Annotated in this window: 16 protein-coding genes and 1 riboswitch; of the genes, 6 read left to right on the top strand and 10 right to left on the bottom strand. The window is 30.4% G+C overall.

Annotated elements, in window-relative coordinates; genetic code table 11:
• Positions 1 to 313: 313 nt before the first annotated feature.
• The 6 genes from bioB to ABID14_RS09470 all read right to left on the bottom strand — a co-directional run bounded on the left by bioB (position 314) and on the right by ABID14_RS09470 (position 5,233).
• Positions 314 to 1,279 carry a biotin synthase BioB gene (bioB, locus tag ABID14_RS09495; RefSeq protein ID WP_354369437.1) on the bottom strand — a complete coding sequence of 322 codons (966 nt, stop codon included), beginning with the start codon at positions 1,277 to 1,279 and terminating at the stop codon, positions 314 to 316.
• A 68-nt stretch (positions 1,280 to 1,347) separates the two neighbouring features.
• Positions 1,348 to 1,986 carry a tRNA (guanosine(46)-N7)-methyltransferase TrmB gene (gene trmB / locus ABID14_RS09490; protein WP_354369435.1) on the bottom strand — a complete coding sequence of 213 codons (639 nt, stop codon included), beginning with the start codon at positions 1,984 to 1,986 and terminating at the stop codon, positions 1,348 to 1,350.
• 69 nt (positions 1,987 to 2,055) lie between these two features.
• A complete protein-coding gene (locus tag ABID14_RS09485) occupies positions 2,056 to 2,814 on the bottom strand; it encodes a DNA/RNA non-specific endonuclease (protein ID WP_354369433.1) in 759 nt (252 codons plus the stop codon).
• 6 nt (positions 2,815 to 2,820) lie between these two features.
• A complete protein-coding gene (locus tag ABID14_RS09480; protein WP_354369431.1) occupies positions 2,821 to 3,126 on the bottom strand; it encodes a cupin domain-containing protein in 306 nt (101 codons plus the stop codon).
• 153 nt (positions 3,127 to 3,279) lie between these two features.
• A complete protein-coding gene (pepD, locus tag ABID14_RS09475; protein WP_354369441.1) occupies positions 3,280 to 4,563 on the bottom strand; it encodes a beta-Ala-His dipeptidase in 1,284 nt (427 codons plus the stop codon).
• Positions 4,564 to 4,585: 22 nt separating this feature from the next.
• Complete coding sequence (locus ABID14_RS09470) at positions 4,586 to 5,233, bottom strand: TetR/AcrR family transcriptional regulator (RefSeq protein ID WP_354369429.1); 648 nt, start codon at positions 5,231 to 5,233, stop codon at positions 4,586 to 4,588.
• A gap of 103 nt (positions 5,234 to 5,336) precedes the next feature.
• Here ABID14_RS09470 and ABID14_RS09465 point away from each other — a divergent pair, with 103 nt between their 5' ends.
• From ABID14_RS09465 to thiH, 6 genes are all read left to right on the top strand, one after another.
• The gene (locus ABID14_RS09465; protein ID WP_354369427.1) at positions 5,337 to 6,740 is read left to right on the top strand and encodes a YfcC family protein; all 1,404 of its coding nucleotides are present in this window, start codon (positions 5,337 to 5,339) and stop codon (positions 6,738 to 6,740) included.
• Positions 6,741 to 6,762: 22 nt separating this feature from the next.
• A complete protein-coding gene (locus ABID14_RS09460; protein WP_354369439.1) occupies positions 6,763 to 7,668 on the top strand; it encodes a DMT family transporter in 906 nt (301 codons plus the stop codon).
• Between the two features lie 267 nt (positions 7,669 to 7,935).
• Positions 7,936 to 8,041: riboswitch (TPP riboswitch) on the top strand.
• A gap of 43 nt (positions 8,042 to 8,084) precedes the next feature.
• Positions 8,085 to 8,282 (top strand): sulfur carrier protein ThiS, encoded by a 198-nt coding sequence (gene thiS / locus ABID14_RS09455; RefSeq protein WP_354369425.1) that lies wholly within the window; start codon positions 8,085 to 8,087, stop codon positions 8,280 to 8,282.
• On the top strand, positions 8,279 to 8,893 hold the full coding sequence (gene thiF, locus ABID14_RS09450; RefSeq protein ID WP_354369423.1) for a sulfur carrier protein ThiS adenylyltransferase ThiF: 615 nt from the start codon (positions 8,279 to 8,281) through the stop codon (positions 8,891 to 8,893). The genes thiS and thiF overlap by 4 nt, the downstream gene beginning before the upstream one ends.
• Positions 8,880 to 9,653 carry a thiazole synthase gene (locus tag ABID14_RS09445; RefSeq protein WP_354369421.1) on the top strand — a complete coding sequence of 258 codons (774 nt, stop codon included), beginning with the start codon at positions 8,880 to 8,882 and terminating at the stop codon, positions 9,651 to 9,653. Before thiF ends, ABID14_RS09445 begins: the two co-directional genes overlap by 14 nt.
• A 22-nt stretch (positions 9,654 to 9,675) precedes the next feature.
• On the top strand, positions 9,676 to 10,800 hold the full coding sequence (gene thiH, locus ABID14_RS09440; RefSeq protein ID WP_354369420.1) for a 2-iminoacetate synthase ThiH: 1,125 nt from the start codon (positions 9,676 to 9,678) through the stop codon (positions 10,798 to 10,800).
• A 50-nt stretch (positions 10,801 to 10,850) separates the two neighbouring features.
• Here the strand turns inward: thiH and ABID14_RS09435 are convergent, their stop codons facing one another.
• From ABID14_RS09435 to ABID14_RS09420, 4 genes are all read right to left on the bottom strand, one after another.
• Entirely contained in the window at positions 10,851 to 12,071 is a 1,221-nt protein-coding gene (locus ABID14_RS09435; RefSeq protein ID WP_354369418.1) for an MFS transporter, read from the bottom strand.
• A 170-nt stretch (positions 12,072 to 12,241) separates the two neighbouring features.
• A complete protein-coding gene (locus ABID14_RS09430) occupies positions 12,242 to 13,120 on the bottom strand; it encodes a LysR family transcriptional regulator (protein ID WP_354369416.1) in 879 nt (292 codons plus the stop codon).
• 206 nt (positions 13,121 to 13,326) lie between these two features.
• Positions 13,327 to 15,105, bottom strand: a complete 1,779-nt coding sequence (locus ABID14_RS09425; protein WP_354369414.1) for a [FeFe] hydrogenase, group A — start codon at positions 15,103 to 15,105, stop codon at positions 13,327 to 13,329.
• Positions 15,099 to 16,928, bottom strand: a complete 1,830-nt coding sequence (locus ABID14_RS09420; protein WP_354369412.1) for an NAD(P)-binding protein — start codon at positions 16,926 to 16,928, stop codon at positions 15,099 to 15,101. Before ABID14_RS09420 ends, ABID14_RS09425 begins: the two co-directional genes overlap by 7 nt.
• Between the last annotated feature and the right edge of the window lie 132 nt (positions 16,929 to 17,060).

Here is a 17,060-nt window from a genome sequence, read left to right as displayed (position 1 = left end):
CACACTATTTAATTAACATGTTTCATGCTGCGTTTTTAGCAGCTTTTACATTATACTCTTTGTATTTTTATTTGTCAAGTCTTTTTTACAAAAAACTTAATTTTTTTATTGAAGCTTTACTTGCTTCTTACAAGAGCAAGTTGTCTTAGCGACAACTATTTTAGTATATCAAGTTCAGATTTCATTGTCAAGAACTTTTTTATCTTTTTTTAAATTTTTCTAAGTTTTTTTAAAAAAGAACAGCTGCTTTTTCGACAGCTGTTATATCTTACTATTTTTAAAATACTTTGTCAAGTATAATTTATTAATTTTTTTACACTGCTTTTACATTATATTTTAATTCATCTAGCATATTCATATCATCTTCTATTGTTATTCCATCAGTTGTAAGTAATACGCCCGAAATAGTTGCATTTGCTCCACTTTTAAATGCACTTTTTCCAAATTCTTCCATTAAAGCTCTTCCACCTGCTAATCTTATGGATGCTTTAGGGTTTATAAATCTAAAAGTAGCACATGTTCGATTTAATTCTTCCATAGAAAGTATTTCATTATTTTCAAGTGGGGTATTTTTTATAGGATTCAATAAATTTACTGGAATTGATTGTATTTCTAATTCTTGAAGTTCAAATGCCATATCGATTCTATCAATATAACTTTCGCCCAAACCTATAAGTCCTCCCGAACATACTTCCATTCCTGCTTTTTTTGCTGCTTTGATTGTATTAATCTTTTGGTCATAGCTATGAGTGGAACATATTTCTTTAAAATAATCTCTTGATGTTTCGAGATTATTATGTACTCTTCTTATTCCTGCTTTTTTTAACTTTTCAAATCCTTCTTCAGATATAAGGCCGCCTGATATGCAAATTTTTAAATCTGGTGCAGATTCGTGAATTTTATTTGTTATTCTGCAGATTTTATCTATATCTTCATCTGTCAAGCCTTTGCCACTTGCCACCATTGAATAACGTGGTATACCCCTTTTATATTTATCTATAGCGTCTTTTACTATTATTTCTTCAGACAGTAGTCCATATTCTTTTACATGAGTATCGTAATGTGCTGATTGTGCACAGAATTTACAATTTTCTGAACATTTCCCACTTTTTGCATTGATAATAGTACACATATCAAAATCACTGCCACAAAAATATTCTCTTATTTCATCTGCTGATTGTGTAAGTTCTTTATAATCTGACTTATAAAGTTCAATAGCTTCTTCTCTATTTATTTTATATCCATTTTTTACTTTTTCTTTCAAATTAAAAATATCCATAAGTTTATCACCTATGGATATTATACAAATTATATTTTATATCGTCAACCAATTATTTATATAGGTTTTCAATTGTAGTGTTCAAATACTCCAAATTTTATTGGTATACCTAAATTTCTAAATTTTTTTTCATATTCTGTTACTATATTCTGAGGATATTCTTCGTTTGACATATCAAAATCTGCAACAAGTTCTGAAAACCCAGATTCTCTAAAATATTCTAAACTAGCTTCAAATAAATCTAAGTCGTCCGTTTTAAAATAAATTTGAGATTTTTCTTTCAGAATTACTTTATATTTTTCTAGAAATCTAGGATATGTTAATCTCCTCTTTTGATGTCTAAGTTTAGGCCATGGATTACAAAAATTTATATAAATTCTATCCATTTCTCCTTCTGCGAAATATTCAAGAATATTTTCTGCGTTTATTGGCATAGCTCTGACATTTGTTAACTCTTCTTCTAATATTTTTCTAGTAGCATATATTAGGGCATTTGTTTCCAAATCTACCATAATATAGTTTATATCTTTATGAAGTTTTGCTGATTCTATCGTAAATTTCCCTTTGCCTGCTCCTATTTCCAAATATATTGGATTGTTGTTTCCAAAAACTTCAGCCCAATGACCTTTGTTTTTTTCACCATCAAAGTAAACATAGGGATTTTCGTGCATTTCAGGTATTGCAAAGTGTTTCTTTCTAAGTCTCATAATACATCCCTCGATTAATTTCTTATTTCAATTTAGGTATTATATCACAGAAAGTATCACTGTCAATCATTATTTTATTATTTTACTCCTACCAGTTTTATAATCAATATTTACGCCTTCTTCTATATTTTTGACTAAGACTCTAAAATTAATAGACTTGCCTCCATCTTCAACGCTGTAAGCTTCCATGATAACCCCTCTTGCCACGAGTTCGTCTTCTCTAAATATCGGAGTTACTCTATATCTTACTTTTTTTCCTGTATCTCTAATGTAATTTGCCACAGCATTCTCAAAAGGAAGCATCCCTTCTGTATTGAAAGATCTTGTTCCTGTCATTAAATTTAACCAATTATCATTTTCTCCTGCTAGTTGAAATCCAATCAAATGGCATCTATTATAGAGCATTTTATTATCTATAAAGTCATATCTTTTTTGCTTCCAACCAGTAGGATATACTTTAGATATATCTCCTCTCTTCTCGGTTGGCATAAGTTCTCTTCCTAAAAGAGCATTCGCTGGTCCTACTCTATTTAATTTATCAAGAGGAGAATACTTTTCAAATACTTTTCTATTCTCTAAATCTTTTTTACTAAAATGTGGAGGATTTTTATCTATGACATAGTACTTGGAATGTTCTGTTACCTTATACTTATTTCTATTAAATATACCTAAATCTTCTAATAAGCTTGAAAAACCATGACCAAGTCCACTACTTTTTTCGTAATCTTTTATTATATTTATATCACCAAGTAATGAACCTATTATTGTCAATACAAGTAATATGACTATTGTTATTTTTTTATTATTTTTCGTATTTCTATTTGACATTTTTACCTACTTCTTGAATACACAAAACCAAACTGCTCTTTTTTGTTTAATAACTTTATGCTTTGTGTGAGGTGGTATTTTAAGTACATCGCCTTTTTTCAAATCGACAATTTCATCATCAAATTTTATACTAGCTTCTCCATCAAATAACAATACTATCTCTAATTCCTCTTGGTCATATACTTTCGTAATTTGATTTAATGATAGTATCCTTATTATTTTTAAAGAGTCATCTTCATAAATTAAATTTAGAATTTCTTCTTTTTCACTAAAACATAAATTATCAAATATATTAAATAATAATTTCTTCATTTTATCACCTAATTAATTATATCAAATATATTTTATGTTAAAATACTGTTTTTATTCTTTAAATTTCGCTCTTTTTAATATAGTTAATAAATTTTCGTAAAATTTATTCAAACTCTTTATACTAAATGCTTCGTCAGGACTGTGAAAATCCCATTAATTTGGTCCAATTGAGATTATATCTGCATTCTTTATTTTTGCAGCAAAAAATCCACACTCAAGCCCTGCATGTATTGGTACTATTTTTAAGTTATCAAAGATGTCTTTATAAATCTCTTGGGCTAAATCCCTAAGTGGTGAGTCTTCTTTAAACGCCCATGAATAGTAAGGTCCCCAAACTTCATAATTGAAACCTAAAATTTCTGATAAAGCAGTTATTTTATCTACAACAAATGATCTTTGTGAGTCATAACTTGCTCTTATATCAGATATTACTACTAAATTATCATTTTTTATATAAATTTCACCGACATTATTTGAAGTATCGACCATTTTATCAAAAAAATTCGAAAGAAATACTACATCAACTGGCAATAACAAAATAAAATTGATGATTTCTTTATTAAATTGATTATTATAATAGTAATTTGCTGAAGTTTTTTCTATCTTAATATCTAAATCTTTTACTTTAGGAAATTCTAATTTGAGTATTTCTAAAAATTCATCTCTTTTTTTTAATAATTGTGTTTCATCTTCTATGCCTATAGTGATACTACTTTCTCTAGGTATAGCCAATCTGAAACTACCACCATTTATCGAGTTAATATCGAAAGGCATGTCTATATATTTCAAAAATCTAAATAAAAGTATATTACTATTTCCACGTCCCTTGTGTATATCTTCTCCAGAATGACCTCCTAGTAGACCTGATAATGTAATTGTAAATGGCTTCAAATCGTCATTTTGTATTTTATTTAATTTCTTGGTCGATGTAACAGTTATTCCACCAGCACTAGAAGATAATATTTCATTTTCTACACAATGATCCAAATTTAATATATGTCGTGCTTTTAATATATCCCCATCTAAATTTGCCGCTCCCGAAAAATCTTCTTCTTCCGAGCTGGTAAATATTGCTTCAATTTCTGGATGTTTGAGCGAGTTGTCACTTAAAATTGTCAGTATTGAGGCTATACCAAGGCCATTATCTGCTCCAAGACTTGTTCTCCCATGCGTTGATACTATGTCCCCATCTATAAAATATTTTAAGCCATCATTTAAAAAGTCAATTTCTACACCAGGAGCTTTTTCACAGACCATGTCAATATGTACTTGTAAAGCAATCGGAACATATTCTTCATAACCTTTGCTTGCTTTTTTTCTAATGACAACATTTTTATAATTATCTTTATAAACTTCTAAATTTAATTTTTTCCCAAATTCATAAATATAATCTCTGATTTTTTCTTCATGAAAACTTGGTCTTGGTATTTTTGTAATTTCTAAAAATTATTCTAAAACTTTACTCATTATTATCTCCTACCCTTTTTATCAATTCTTTCAAATATACAATAAATGACTCGCTATGTGCTTTTTTGTCAATATTTTTATTGATTACTACTTGATGCAGATATGAAGTATGAACCCTAATTGTAGTTTCAATAATAAAATCTACATCTTCTTGTGAAAACCCTAAACACTTAAATTCTTTTGTTATTGCCTGATCTCTTTTATACATATCACCTGAAGTGAGCATTGTAGATAAATCTTCATCAACTTCTTCTAATTCTTCAGGAAATATCAAATAATATTCTTTAATTATATCTGATAACATATCATTATATATTCCATAAAACATATTAAAATATATATCTGGGTACTTAAAACTAAAATCATTAAACACTTCATAAATTGCTACGTATCTTTCAATAGGATCTTTTACTTTATTTACCCTTCTCCTCAAATCTTCGATATAATCTTTAAAATATGAAATAGATGCGTAAATCAATAGCACATCTAAATTTTTAAAATAATTATATAATGTAGCTGAATTATATCCTGATTTATCTGCAATTCTTCTAATTGTTACTTTATTAATACCTTCTTCATCTATTATTTCACGAGTCGCTTCAATAAAATAACTCATCATTCTTTTTTCTTTTAACTTCATAGAAACCTCCAAAAATTTTTAAAAATCATTGACAATCTTATTTTCTATAACTATAATTATAATATAATCACGATAATATTTCAATCAGAATTAGGAGTAATTTATGAAAAAGAAATTTAAACTAAAAGCTCCAGATGCACTGGTACTAATCGTTATCCTGTTGATTGTTGCGTCACTACTTACCTACATATTGCCTGCAGGTGAATATACAAGAGTAGTTGATCCAATAACACAAGTTGAAGTGGCTGATCCGAATAGTTTTCATCATGTTGACAACAGCCCTGTTTCTCCTTGGGGTATTTTGAAAGCAATTCCACAAGGTTTGAACGAATCCGCCGAAATAATAAACTTTTTATTAATAATTGGTGGAATATTTGGAATATTAAAAGGAACTGGCGCCCTAGATTCTCTATTAAAAGCGGCCATAATTAATTTAAAAGGAAAAGAAAGAATGGTAATCCCTGTTATCTTAGCTTTTTGGGGCTTAGGTGGTGCTATCATAGGTAACTTTGAAGAATGTCTTGCATTTTTGCCTCTTCAAATTACTTTATGTTTGGCCCTAGGGTTTGACTCCATAACTGGGGTTGCCCTGGGAATGTGCGGAGTTGGAATTGGTTATATTGGTGCGATATTAAATCCATTTACTATAGCTACAGCACAAAAAATTTCTAATGTTCCATTATATTCTGGAATTGGACTTAGAGTTGTAGCATTTGTTGCACTTTTAATCACAACAATAATTTATATTTATCGTTATGCTGGTAAAATTTTAAAAAATCCAAAACTATCTGTGGTTTATGAAGAAGACTTAAAATCTCCTTATCGTGAAAGTAATTTACTTTCAGAGGAAGTCAAATTTACCAGAAAACATAAATTAGTTTTATTAACATTTTTTCTAGCAATTGTTGTCTTAGTATACGGTGTTATAAATTATGATTTTTATTTACCTGAAATAGCAGCTGTATTTGTTGGTTCTGGTATTATTATGGGCCTTATTAGTGGTCTAAGTGTAAATGAAATTGCTGAAGAATTTGTTAAAGGAGCTGGCAATCTTTTGTATGCAGCTCTTTGCGTTGGATTTGCTAGAGCTATTACTATAATTATGATGGACGGAAATATCCTAGACGTAATAGTAAATGCATTCTCAAAATTTGTTATGGGACTTCCACTAGAAATTTCTGCCATAGGTATGTTTATTTTCCAAAGTGCTATAAATGTATTTATTCCATCTGGAACTGGACAAGCAGTTGTGAGTATGCCGATTATGACTCCACTTGCTGATGTTACTGGTCTTACTCGTCAAACGGCAGTTATGGCTTTCCAATTTGGAGATGGTATTACAAACCTTTTAACTCCAACAGCTGGAGATTTAATGGCAGCCATTGCCATAGGTGGTTTTTCTTATGGAAAATGGATGAAATGGTTTTTCAAATTATTATTATGGTGGTATTTAGTATGTTCAATTGTACTAGTTGTTGCAACCGTAATAGGTTATGGACCAATTTAATTTAAAACAATAAGGAGGGCTAATTATTAAAAAAAGTGGTATTATTGAAGCCATATTTTCTGCGACAATTTTCGGGGCAATGCCTCTTTTTACAAAATTTATTTATAGTTTTGGAGCAAATGAAATATCGGCTGCATTTTGTAGAATGTGTTTATCACTAGGATTTATTTTTATAATTGGCAAAGCAAAAAAGCAGCCTTTTAAAATATCTTTTAAAGAAGCCAAGTTGTTGTTTGTTGCATCATTAGGATTTGTATTTACAAGTCTTACTCTTTTTAAGGCATGTAATCACATGGATTCAGGTGCTGTGACAAGTATTCACTTCGCCTATCCAGTTATTATATTTATAATGGTATCTATTAAAATGAAGAAGATACCACATGTTGGAGAGATGGAAGCTATTATTATGTGCACCCTTGCAATACCTTTTTTAGCTAATTCAAAATCCTCAATTAATATTTATGGCATAATTTTAGCTCTCATTTCTGCTCTAACATACAGCATATATTCTTATACTTTAGAAAATGATGGGTTAAAATCAATTAATAAAAACGCTAGACTATTTTATGTGAACTTACTCTCTACTATTATACTTATAATTTATTCTGTCATAACAAAAGAGAATATAAAATTGGATTTAAGTGGAAGAGAATGGATTATTGCAATTGTCTATTCTGTAATTTTAACTTTAGGTGCAACTTCACTTTATCAAAGAGCAATAGCTTCAATTGGCGCTAAATATACTTCTATATTGAGTACTTTTGAACCTATAACTTCTGTTTTAATAGGAATTGCTCTGCTTGGTGAAAAAATTACATTTATCCAAGTTTTATCTATAATAGTTATTTGTAATTGCACCTTATACCTTGTTAGCAGCAACGGCAAAAAACACACAATTAAACCTAGTGTCAAAAAAACAGATATATGATTTTATATCAAATACGATAAAAAATAATGTATATAATCAAATTTAAAAATTATAAAAGACGTACTTTTATTTATCTACTATAGATGATTAGAGTACGCCTTTTTATTATAAAATGTGCAGATTATATATTTATTATTTCTAAAGTTCTTGAAGCTATAATATCTTGTATTATTTTTTAGTTTAGTTAATATTCTACATACTAATATATAAGTATTAGCATGAGAATTGACAATAAAAATATTAAGTAATATAATCAATTTAAATAATTAAATATTCATGGGGAGCTTGCATGAGCTTGCTGAGAGTAGACTGACGTCTTGACCCAGAACCTGATTTGGATAATGCCAACGTAGGGATATAGTTCTGTTTAGATACGTCATTTTTGGTGTATCTTTTTTTATTATGAGGAGATGAAAATGGTAACAATCAATGGAAAAAAAGTTTCACTTAAAAAAGAAGTCTCTCTTTATTCTTTTTTAGAAAACAATAATTACAATCCTAAATTAGTTGTAATTGAAGTTGACAAAAATTTAGTAAAAAGAGAAGAATACAAATTTTTTCAGGTAAAAGATAATATGAATATTGAAGTTTTTTCCTTTATTGGAGGTGGTTGATTATTCGAGACAAAGTATTATCGCGTCAATGTGATTATATTAATAAAAAATTGTCTAATTCTAAAATTACTATTTTTGGATGTGGTGGTTTGGGCTCCAATATAGCATTTATGCTCGCAAGAGCCGGTGTTTCACAAATTAATATATTCGACTATGACAAAGTAGATTATTCTAATCTCAATCGTCAGAACTACGAAATTAAAGATTTAGGACATTTCAAAGTAGTAGCTTGTAAAAAGCATATTTTAGATGCAATTCCCTACATAAAAATAAATGCATTTAAAATTAAATTAAACGAGAACAATTTAGATAAATACATTGAATTATCTGATGTGTTTATAGAAGCTTTTGACGACAAATTATCCAAGACTATGTTATTTGATTATTTTTTAAAAAGACAAGACAAAAAATTAATATGTGCCTCAGGTGTTGCAGGATTAAATTATGATGGTATAAAATCTAAGGACTTTTCAAATATAAAAGTCGTTGGTGATTTTTGCTCTGAAGAAGACTTAGGGCTGTATTCACCAAAAGTTAATTTAATTGCTTCCATTCAAGCAATTGAGGCAATAAAATTATTAATCAAAGGAGAAAAACATGGACAAATTTAAACTAGGAAACAAAGAATTTAACTCGAGATTTATCTTGGGATCAGGAAAATATTCCCCAAAACTAATAAAAGCTGCTGTTGAAAGTGCTGAATGTGAGATGATTACAGTAGCTCTTAGGAGAGCGAATACAAATGATGTTGAAAACATATTAAATTTCGTACCCAAACATGTAACTATTATCCCTAATACTTCTGGTGCAAGAAATGCCGATGAAGCCATAAGAATTGCACGATTAGCTAAAGAAATGGGTTGTGGAAATTATATCAAAATAGAAATAATGCGCGATACAAAATATCTGCTACCTGACAATGAAGAGACAATTAAAGCTACTAAAATATTAGCAGACGAGGGCTTTGTAGTACTTCCATATATGTATCCTGATTTAAATGTAGCAAGAGATTTAGAAAAAGCTGGAGCCGCTTCTATCATGCCACTTGCTTCCCCTATTGGCAGCAATAAAGGCCTTCAAACTAAAGCTTTTATCAAAATAATAATAGACGAAATTGATTTACCTGTAATTGTCGATGCAGGAATTGGAGTTCCTTCCCATGCAGCAGAAGCCATGGAAATGGGTGCAGCTGCTATCATGGCAAATACTGGAATTGCAACAGCATCAGATATCACTATGATGGCAGAAGCTTTTAAACTTGGCATCAAAGCTGGCAGACTTGCTTATTTATCTAAGCCAGGAAGAATTTTACAAGAAGGAGCCGACCCATCTTCACCATTAAGGGATTTTTTCGATGATGAAACTAGATAAAGTCACTGATTATTACCCATATATGGAAAAAATCGACTCTAGTATTGAAGATGAAATCAAAGACAAATTAAAATTCTTAGATAATTATAAAGTGACCAAAGAAAAAATATTATCTTCTTTAGAAAAAGATAGCCTTGACGAGTTTGATTTCTACAATTTAATTTCTGATGAAGCAATAAAATATTTAGATAAAATTGCAATAAAAGCACATCAAAAGAGAATAAAATATTTTGGCAACAATGTCTATCTCTTTTCACCAATTTATATAGCTAATCATTGCGAAAATCACTGTAAATATTGTGGGTTTAAGGTAGGCTCAAAAATCAAAAGAACAAAACTAAATTTAGAAGAAATTGAAAAAGAGATGATTTATCTTGCTGAAGAAGGTATTGAAGATATACTAATCTTAACTGGTGAATCCAATAAAAACTCTTCTATAGAACATATTGGCGAAGCTGTAAAACTTGCAACAAAATATTTTAGAGTCATTGGATTAGAAATATATCCCGCAAATATTAGTGATTATAAATATCTAAAAAAATGTGGAGCTGATTTTGTAACGGTCTTTCAAGAAACTTATGCCGAAACAAACTATGACTTTTATCACCCTGATGGCAACAAGCGAAGTTTATCTTATCGTTTAAATACGCAGGAACGAGCAATACTTGCCGGTATTCGAGGTGTGGGATTCGGAGTTTTATTTGGTCTTTCCAATCCTTTAAAAGATGCTTTTTGTATGGCACTACATGCAAATTTATTACAAAATAAATATCCTCATGCTGAAATATCCATATCACTGCCTAGAATTAGACCAACTGTTGGCATAGAACATTTGAATTTAGTAGATGTATCAGAGAAAAAGTTATTCCAAATAATGTGTGCCACAAGACTATTTCTTCCCTATGCTTCAATAACAATATCAACAAGAGAAAGTCGAGTTTTTAGAGATTTAGCAACAAAATTTGGTGCTACTAAATTATCTGCAAGTGTAGATACAGGAATTGGCAGAAGAAGTGGCAATATAGAATACGAAGATGAAGGCGATGAACAGTTTTTAATAAATGATACTAGAACTGTAAAAGAAATAAAAAAAGATTTAGAAAAAAATAATCTAACTGTAGTGTTAAATGACTATATAAATTTATAAATAAAAATAGTGGGCGTGCTATACGTCCACTATTTTTGTTATTTTCCAAGTCAATTTTTATTTGTCTCAGGCAATAAAAAAGAACCTATAAAAAATGTCAAGCTGAGAATAAGTGCAAGATTAAGCCCCGCACTATAACCATTGGCATCAATTACTTTTCCAATTACAAAAAACATAATAGTTTCAACTACATAAGATACTAACCAAAAAAGCCCCATTACTGCAGTGAGTTTATTTGGAGTCATTGATTTTAATTCTTGTGGAATCATCATCAGTGAAGTCATAGGCACAAACATAAATATACCCACACTAATAGCAGAAATTGCAGCAACAATACCACTATTTGCTCTTAACATGATAAAACCACTTAAAGTGACAAATATTCCAGAAATTCTTATAACAGGAATTCTTTTAGAGTATTTCTTAGAAAGAGCCATAGCTATCGCAGTTCCCAAAAGTCCACCCACTGTAATTAGAGCACTCAATTTTTTTGAGTCGATGACAGCATATCCAGAAATTGGAAATATATTTAGTAAAACTAAATAAAAAGTTAATACACCTGAATATGTTAAAGGTAAAAACCAAAATATCTTTTCTTTCATCGCATCAATAATAGAATATTTATTATCCTTTGAATCATTTTTAGAATCTGTAATGCTATCGATATCTTTACCAAAAATAAGCCATAAAACGAATAGCACAAAATTAATTATAGCAAAGAAACCAAGGCTTTTTTGCCAAGTACTTAACCAGTTAATAACAGGCCCTGCTATAATAAGAGCAATAAAACCACCAGCCGTATAAGCAGCAGAATTGATTGCATTGACAGCCGCTCTATCATGTGGCGAGAAGAATTTAACAACAATTGGACTGAAGTAAACAATATGTAATGCTCCCCCAAATCCCATAACAAATCTACCAATCACAAAAATTGGATAAGTCGGTGCAAAAATCGCTATGACATTACCCAAAACAATTAATAATGAACCTAATGCAATAGACTTTCTAAGCAGCAATTTATTTAAAATATATGCCGCCATGAAATTACCAATGATTTTTGCCACAGTTATTGCATTGGAAATAAAAGTAGCAGAAGTAAAATCTTCTAATTGAAAATACTCCATTATCTGCGGCGTAAGCGTGCTGCCTGCAATCCAATTTACTGCAAAAAAAGCATAAGTGAAAAACATGATAACTTCAATAATAATTGACTTAGAAGTGGTATGAACTATCTCATTAGATATATTAGACTTAATATACTTTTCTGACATTGTTTTCCCTCCTTCTTTAAATCCTATAAACGTACAAAAACAGAATATGTTATACTCAAAAATTCTGCCTTTCAAATATAACATATTCTGTTTTATAATAGGATATCCATTAGTAATAGTTCATGAAAATAATTCATCACACAATAAATTATAAAAGTATTGTATTCAATTTAAATATCATCATAAAATAATTCAATAAAACATCTCATAGATTCACGCATATATTGATTTTTCAAATATATTAAAAGCAAAGACCAAGGAAAGCTTGGCTTAGTAAGTTTCACCATTTTTATATTATCTATATAATATTTTTCAACAAGAGGTTTTGGTAGTATAGTGATTCCTTGATTTTCAGAAACCATAGCAAGTATTAAGTCCCACTGTTTACTCTGAAAAATTATATTGGGTTCAAACCCGGCCTCTTTACACTTTTCTAAAAATACATCATGATACATAAATTCTTTGGTCACATGAATAAATTTCTCATCAGAGAGTTCACTAAATTCAACCTCTTTTTCTTTAGCAAGTCGATGCTTTTCACTTACCACTAATATAGACTCCGAATCAAAAACATTTAAAATTTCAAATTTATCATCTTCAAAAGGGCTAATTACAACACCTACATCGATTATATTATTCAACAATTTATCAACAATAAATGGAGCAGTTACCTCTTCAATTTTTAAATCAATATTTGGGCAATTCTCTTTAAACTCAAAAATTTTTGAATAAAAATATATACTGCCTGCTGCAGGTGGCAATCCAAATTTAAGTACATCATCTGATTCATCTAATTTTTTTAGCATCTCTTGCTTTTTTATTTCATAATTATTGATAATCTCTTTGGCAAATTTATATACAATTTCACCTTGTCTTGTCAAAGTAAAATTTCTATAATTTCTATCAATTAAATTAACTTTTAATTCATCTTCTAAATTTTTTATAGATTTACTGACAGCTGATTGACTAACAAAAAGCTCTTCAGCTGCTAAAGTAAAACTTTTACACTCAACTGTTTTTACAAAATAATTAAGGTTTAAAAATAACATATAGCTCCTGTTAAAATCCCAATTACATTCTTCCAATTCCATTATAACATGAGTTATTGGTCTTTATAATATAATGCTAACTGAAAAACTATATTTAGTTTAAAAACTTTCATAAATATTAATAAAATATTTATCATCAAAAAATTCTCGCCATTTTATTAAAATAAACTATCGACCACTTCATAATTAAAATCAATATTTAATTATTAATAATCACTTATGACATAACCATGTCTGTCCCTCTTAGGACTTCTAGGCATGTCCCACGAATTATGGTCCGTATGAAGTAACATATGAGCTTTTGCACTATTAGGATAATCTAAATACTCATCATAGAGTCTTTTAATATCTAAGTTATCATGAGAATATCTAATTTTAGTATTTTTATCTATAAAATATAAATTCTTTCCTCTTTCAAAAGCAAGTTCTTCACCATCGTGAATAGGTTGACCTCCTCCACCAACACAGCCCCCTGGGCAAGCCATAACTTCAACAAAATGATAATTCTTAATACCACTTTCAATATCTTTCAAAAGTTTTCTTGTATTAGATAAACCACTTACTGCCGCCACTTTAAGCTCCATCCCATTTAATTTAAATCTAGCCTCAGTAATTCCAGTTTCACCAGAACTAGCCCTTATAACATCGAAGGCATCAGGTTCACAATTTTCACCCATTAACTCAAAATAGGCTGTACGAAGGGCAGCTTCCATCACTCCACCTGTTGCACCAAATATTATTCCTGCACCTGAACTATCTTTGAATATACTATCCGGTTCTATATTTTGTAGAGCTTTGGGGTTTATATGACAAGCTCTAAACATCCTCACAAGTTCTCTAGTAGTTATAACACAGTCAGTCTCATAACCGGCAAACTCTTTATAGTAAAATTCTTTTTCTGCTTCAGATTTTTTAGCTAAACATGGCATTACTGCAACTGTAAAAATATCATCAGATTTCCTACAAATTTGTTCAGCAAAATATGTTTTCATAATTGAACCAAACATTTGCATTGGGGATTTTGCACTTGAAAGCTGTCTAGTCATATTAGGAAATTGACTTTTTATAAATCTCAACCACCCAGGACAACATGAAGTAAACATAGGTCTTTCTTCTAACTCATTATTTTTTAATCTGTTTATAAATTCGCTTGCCTCTTCTATTATAGTTAAATCAGCTGATGTAGCTGTATCAAAAACATAATCGACACCTATTTTTTTGAGACCGTCAAAAATTTTATTTATAGTTGCATTTTCGGTTTCAAGACCCATTTCTTCACCCCATGCTGTCCTGACCGCTGGAGCAACTTGTACTACCACCGTTTTATCTTTATCTGCAATAGCTTGCCAAAATTTTTCTGTGTCATCACGCTCTTTCAAAGCACCAACAGGGCAATGTGTGATGCATTGTCCACAAAGAGAACAGTCGGATTTTTCAATTGTTCTTGAACCAGAAATATTTACAGTACTCCTCTCTCCAGTACCCTCTAATTCCCAAATATTTAAGCTCTGCATTTTATCACAGACTTGTATACATCTCATACATTTGATGCATTTTTTTGAATCTCTAATCAATGGAAATGAATTATCCCATGCTTGCTTTTCCAAATCTTCTTCGTAAGGAATATCTTGAATATTTAAATCATTAGAAAGCTTTTGTAAAGAACAATTTCCACTTCTAACACAAGTAGCACATCTAGAGTCATGTTGTGAAAGTATCATTTGTACTGTTCTTTTTCTATCAAGCATGACTTTTGGACTATTCGTGTATATTATCATACCCTCTTCAACTACATTATTGCATGCAGTTATTAATTTATCTTTACCTTCAATTTCTACTACACAAACTCTACATGCAGCAATTTCATTTAAATCTTTTAAATAACAAAGATGAGGTATTTCGATGCCTACATTTTTTGCAGCTTGCATTATTGTAGTCCCTTCACTTACACGTAGTTCTAAATCATCTAAGGTTAAATTTACCATATACTTTCACGACCTCCTTTAAATATTCCGAAACCAAAGTGATCACATCTAAGACATCGATTTGCTTCTTGATGAGCCTCTTTTTTATTCATATTGAGTTCTACTGCATCAAAACCTTTGACTCTTTGAGTCATTTCCCTCTCAGGTAATTCTGCTCTTGCGCAGTAGAGTTTATCTTCGATATTAGGTATAGGAATATCTATATTAGAAGTAATTTGATGATGATATCCCAAATATTCATCAATATTTGCCGCCATTACCTTGGCTGCAGCAATTGCATTTATAACAGTTGAAGGACCCGTTGCACAATCACCACCAGCAAAAAGTCCTGGAATTCCTCTAAAACCACCATTAGGAAGTGTAAAAATTTTCCCTTTCTCAATTGGCACCCCAGCCCCTTGATAATGTTCAGTTTCAATATTTTGTCCTATAGCAACAACAAGAATATCACAAGGAATAAATATATCTTCTTCTCCACTATCTATTACAGAAGCTCTACCTCCTGATATTTTAGATACCATTTGAGGCCTTACCCAAACACCTTTTAATTTATTATTTACCGTTTCTATATTTGCTGGTGCTTTTAATGTAATCATCTCTACACCTTCAGATAAAGCACCATTTATTTCATTTGGAAGTGCAGTCATATCTGCAACTCTTCTTCTGTAAACACAACTAACTTTATTAGCACCTAATCTAACCAAAGTTCTAACAGCGTCCATTGCTACATTTCCTCCACCAATAACAGCAGCTTTTTTACCGCTAATATCAGGCGAAATACCCATACCTACATCACGCAAGAATTTAACTGCAGAAATAACCCCATTACTATCCTCTCCATCAAGCCCTAATTTTTTATCTGTTGAAGCACCAACAGTAATTAAAACTGCATCATAATCCTTTCTCAAATCTGTAATATCAATATCTTTTCCAATTTTTAAACCATATTTTATCTCAACACCTGTATCAAGAATTGCTTTTATATCTTCATCAAGCCTATCCTTAGGTAGCCTATAATTAGGTATACCATATCTGAGCATACCACCAAGCTTTGGTAACATTTCAAATATAGTAGTTTGATGACCCATCAGTTGTAGATAATAAGCAGTAGAAAGACCAGCAGGACCACCGCCAACTATGGCAACCTTTTTGCCAGTATTGTCATTTGGCATTTTTGTAGGCACTACCCCAGCCATATCTGCAGCAAATCTTTTAAGGCCTCTGATATTTATAGAATCGTCCATCATATTTCTTCTACACCTTTCCTCACAAGGATGCTCACAAATAAAACTGCAAGTTGTAGGAAAAGGATTATCTTTCCTAATAAGAGAAATAGCATCTGCGTATCTTTCTTCTCTAATAAGAGCAACATACCCAGGAATATCGACATTAGCAGGACAAAGAGCTACACAAGGAACAGGCTGTGTTGTCATACAGATACATCTTCCATTTTTGACATGTTCCTCGTAATCATCCCTACAATTAATAATACTCTTATAGACCATATAAGCTGCCTCATAACCAATAGCACAATCAGCAGTTTCTGCAATCGATTTCGAGGTTTCTTCAATAAGATTTAATTTATCCATATCCGCATTACCATCAAGAACATCCGTAAGCAGTTTCTTGAGCTGTTTTAATCCAACTCTACATGGAATACACTTGCCACAAGTTTGAGAATGACACATTTCAATAAAAACCCTAGTAATATCAACAGGACACAAACTTGGCGGAGAGGATTCAATTCGCTGCCTCAAGTTTTCATAAATGTCGTCAACAACAATTTTTGCCTTACTCGGCGTAACTAATTCCAATCTACTCACAACAATCCCCCTATGTATAAATTTAATATTTTATCAATTTAAACTAATATATTATAAATAATGATATAATATAATTAATAGATATACAAGAATTGTTAATTTTTTGTTAAAGTATTGCAAAAATATTAAAAA

It is taken from the genome of Peptoniphilus olsenii (assembly GCF_040545475.1).
Taxonomy (GTDB): domain Bacteria; phylum Bacillota; class Clostridia; order Tissierellales; family Peptoniphilaceae; genus Peptoniphilus_A; species Peptoniphilus_A olsenii.
This window is presented reverse-complemented; position numbering and strand designations above follow the sequence as displayed.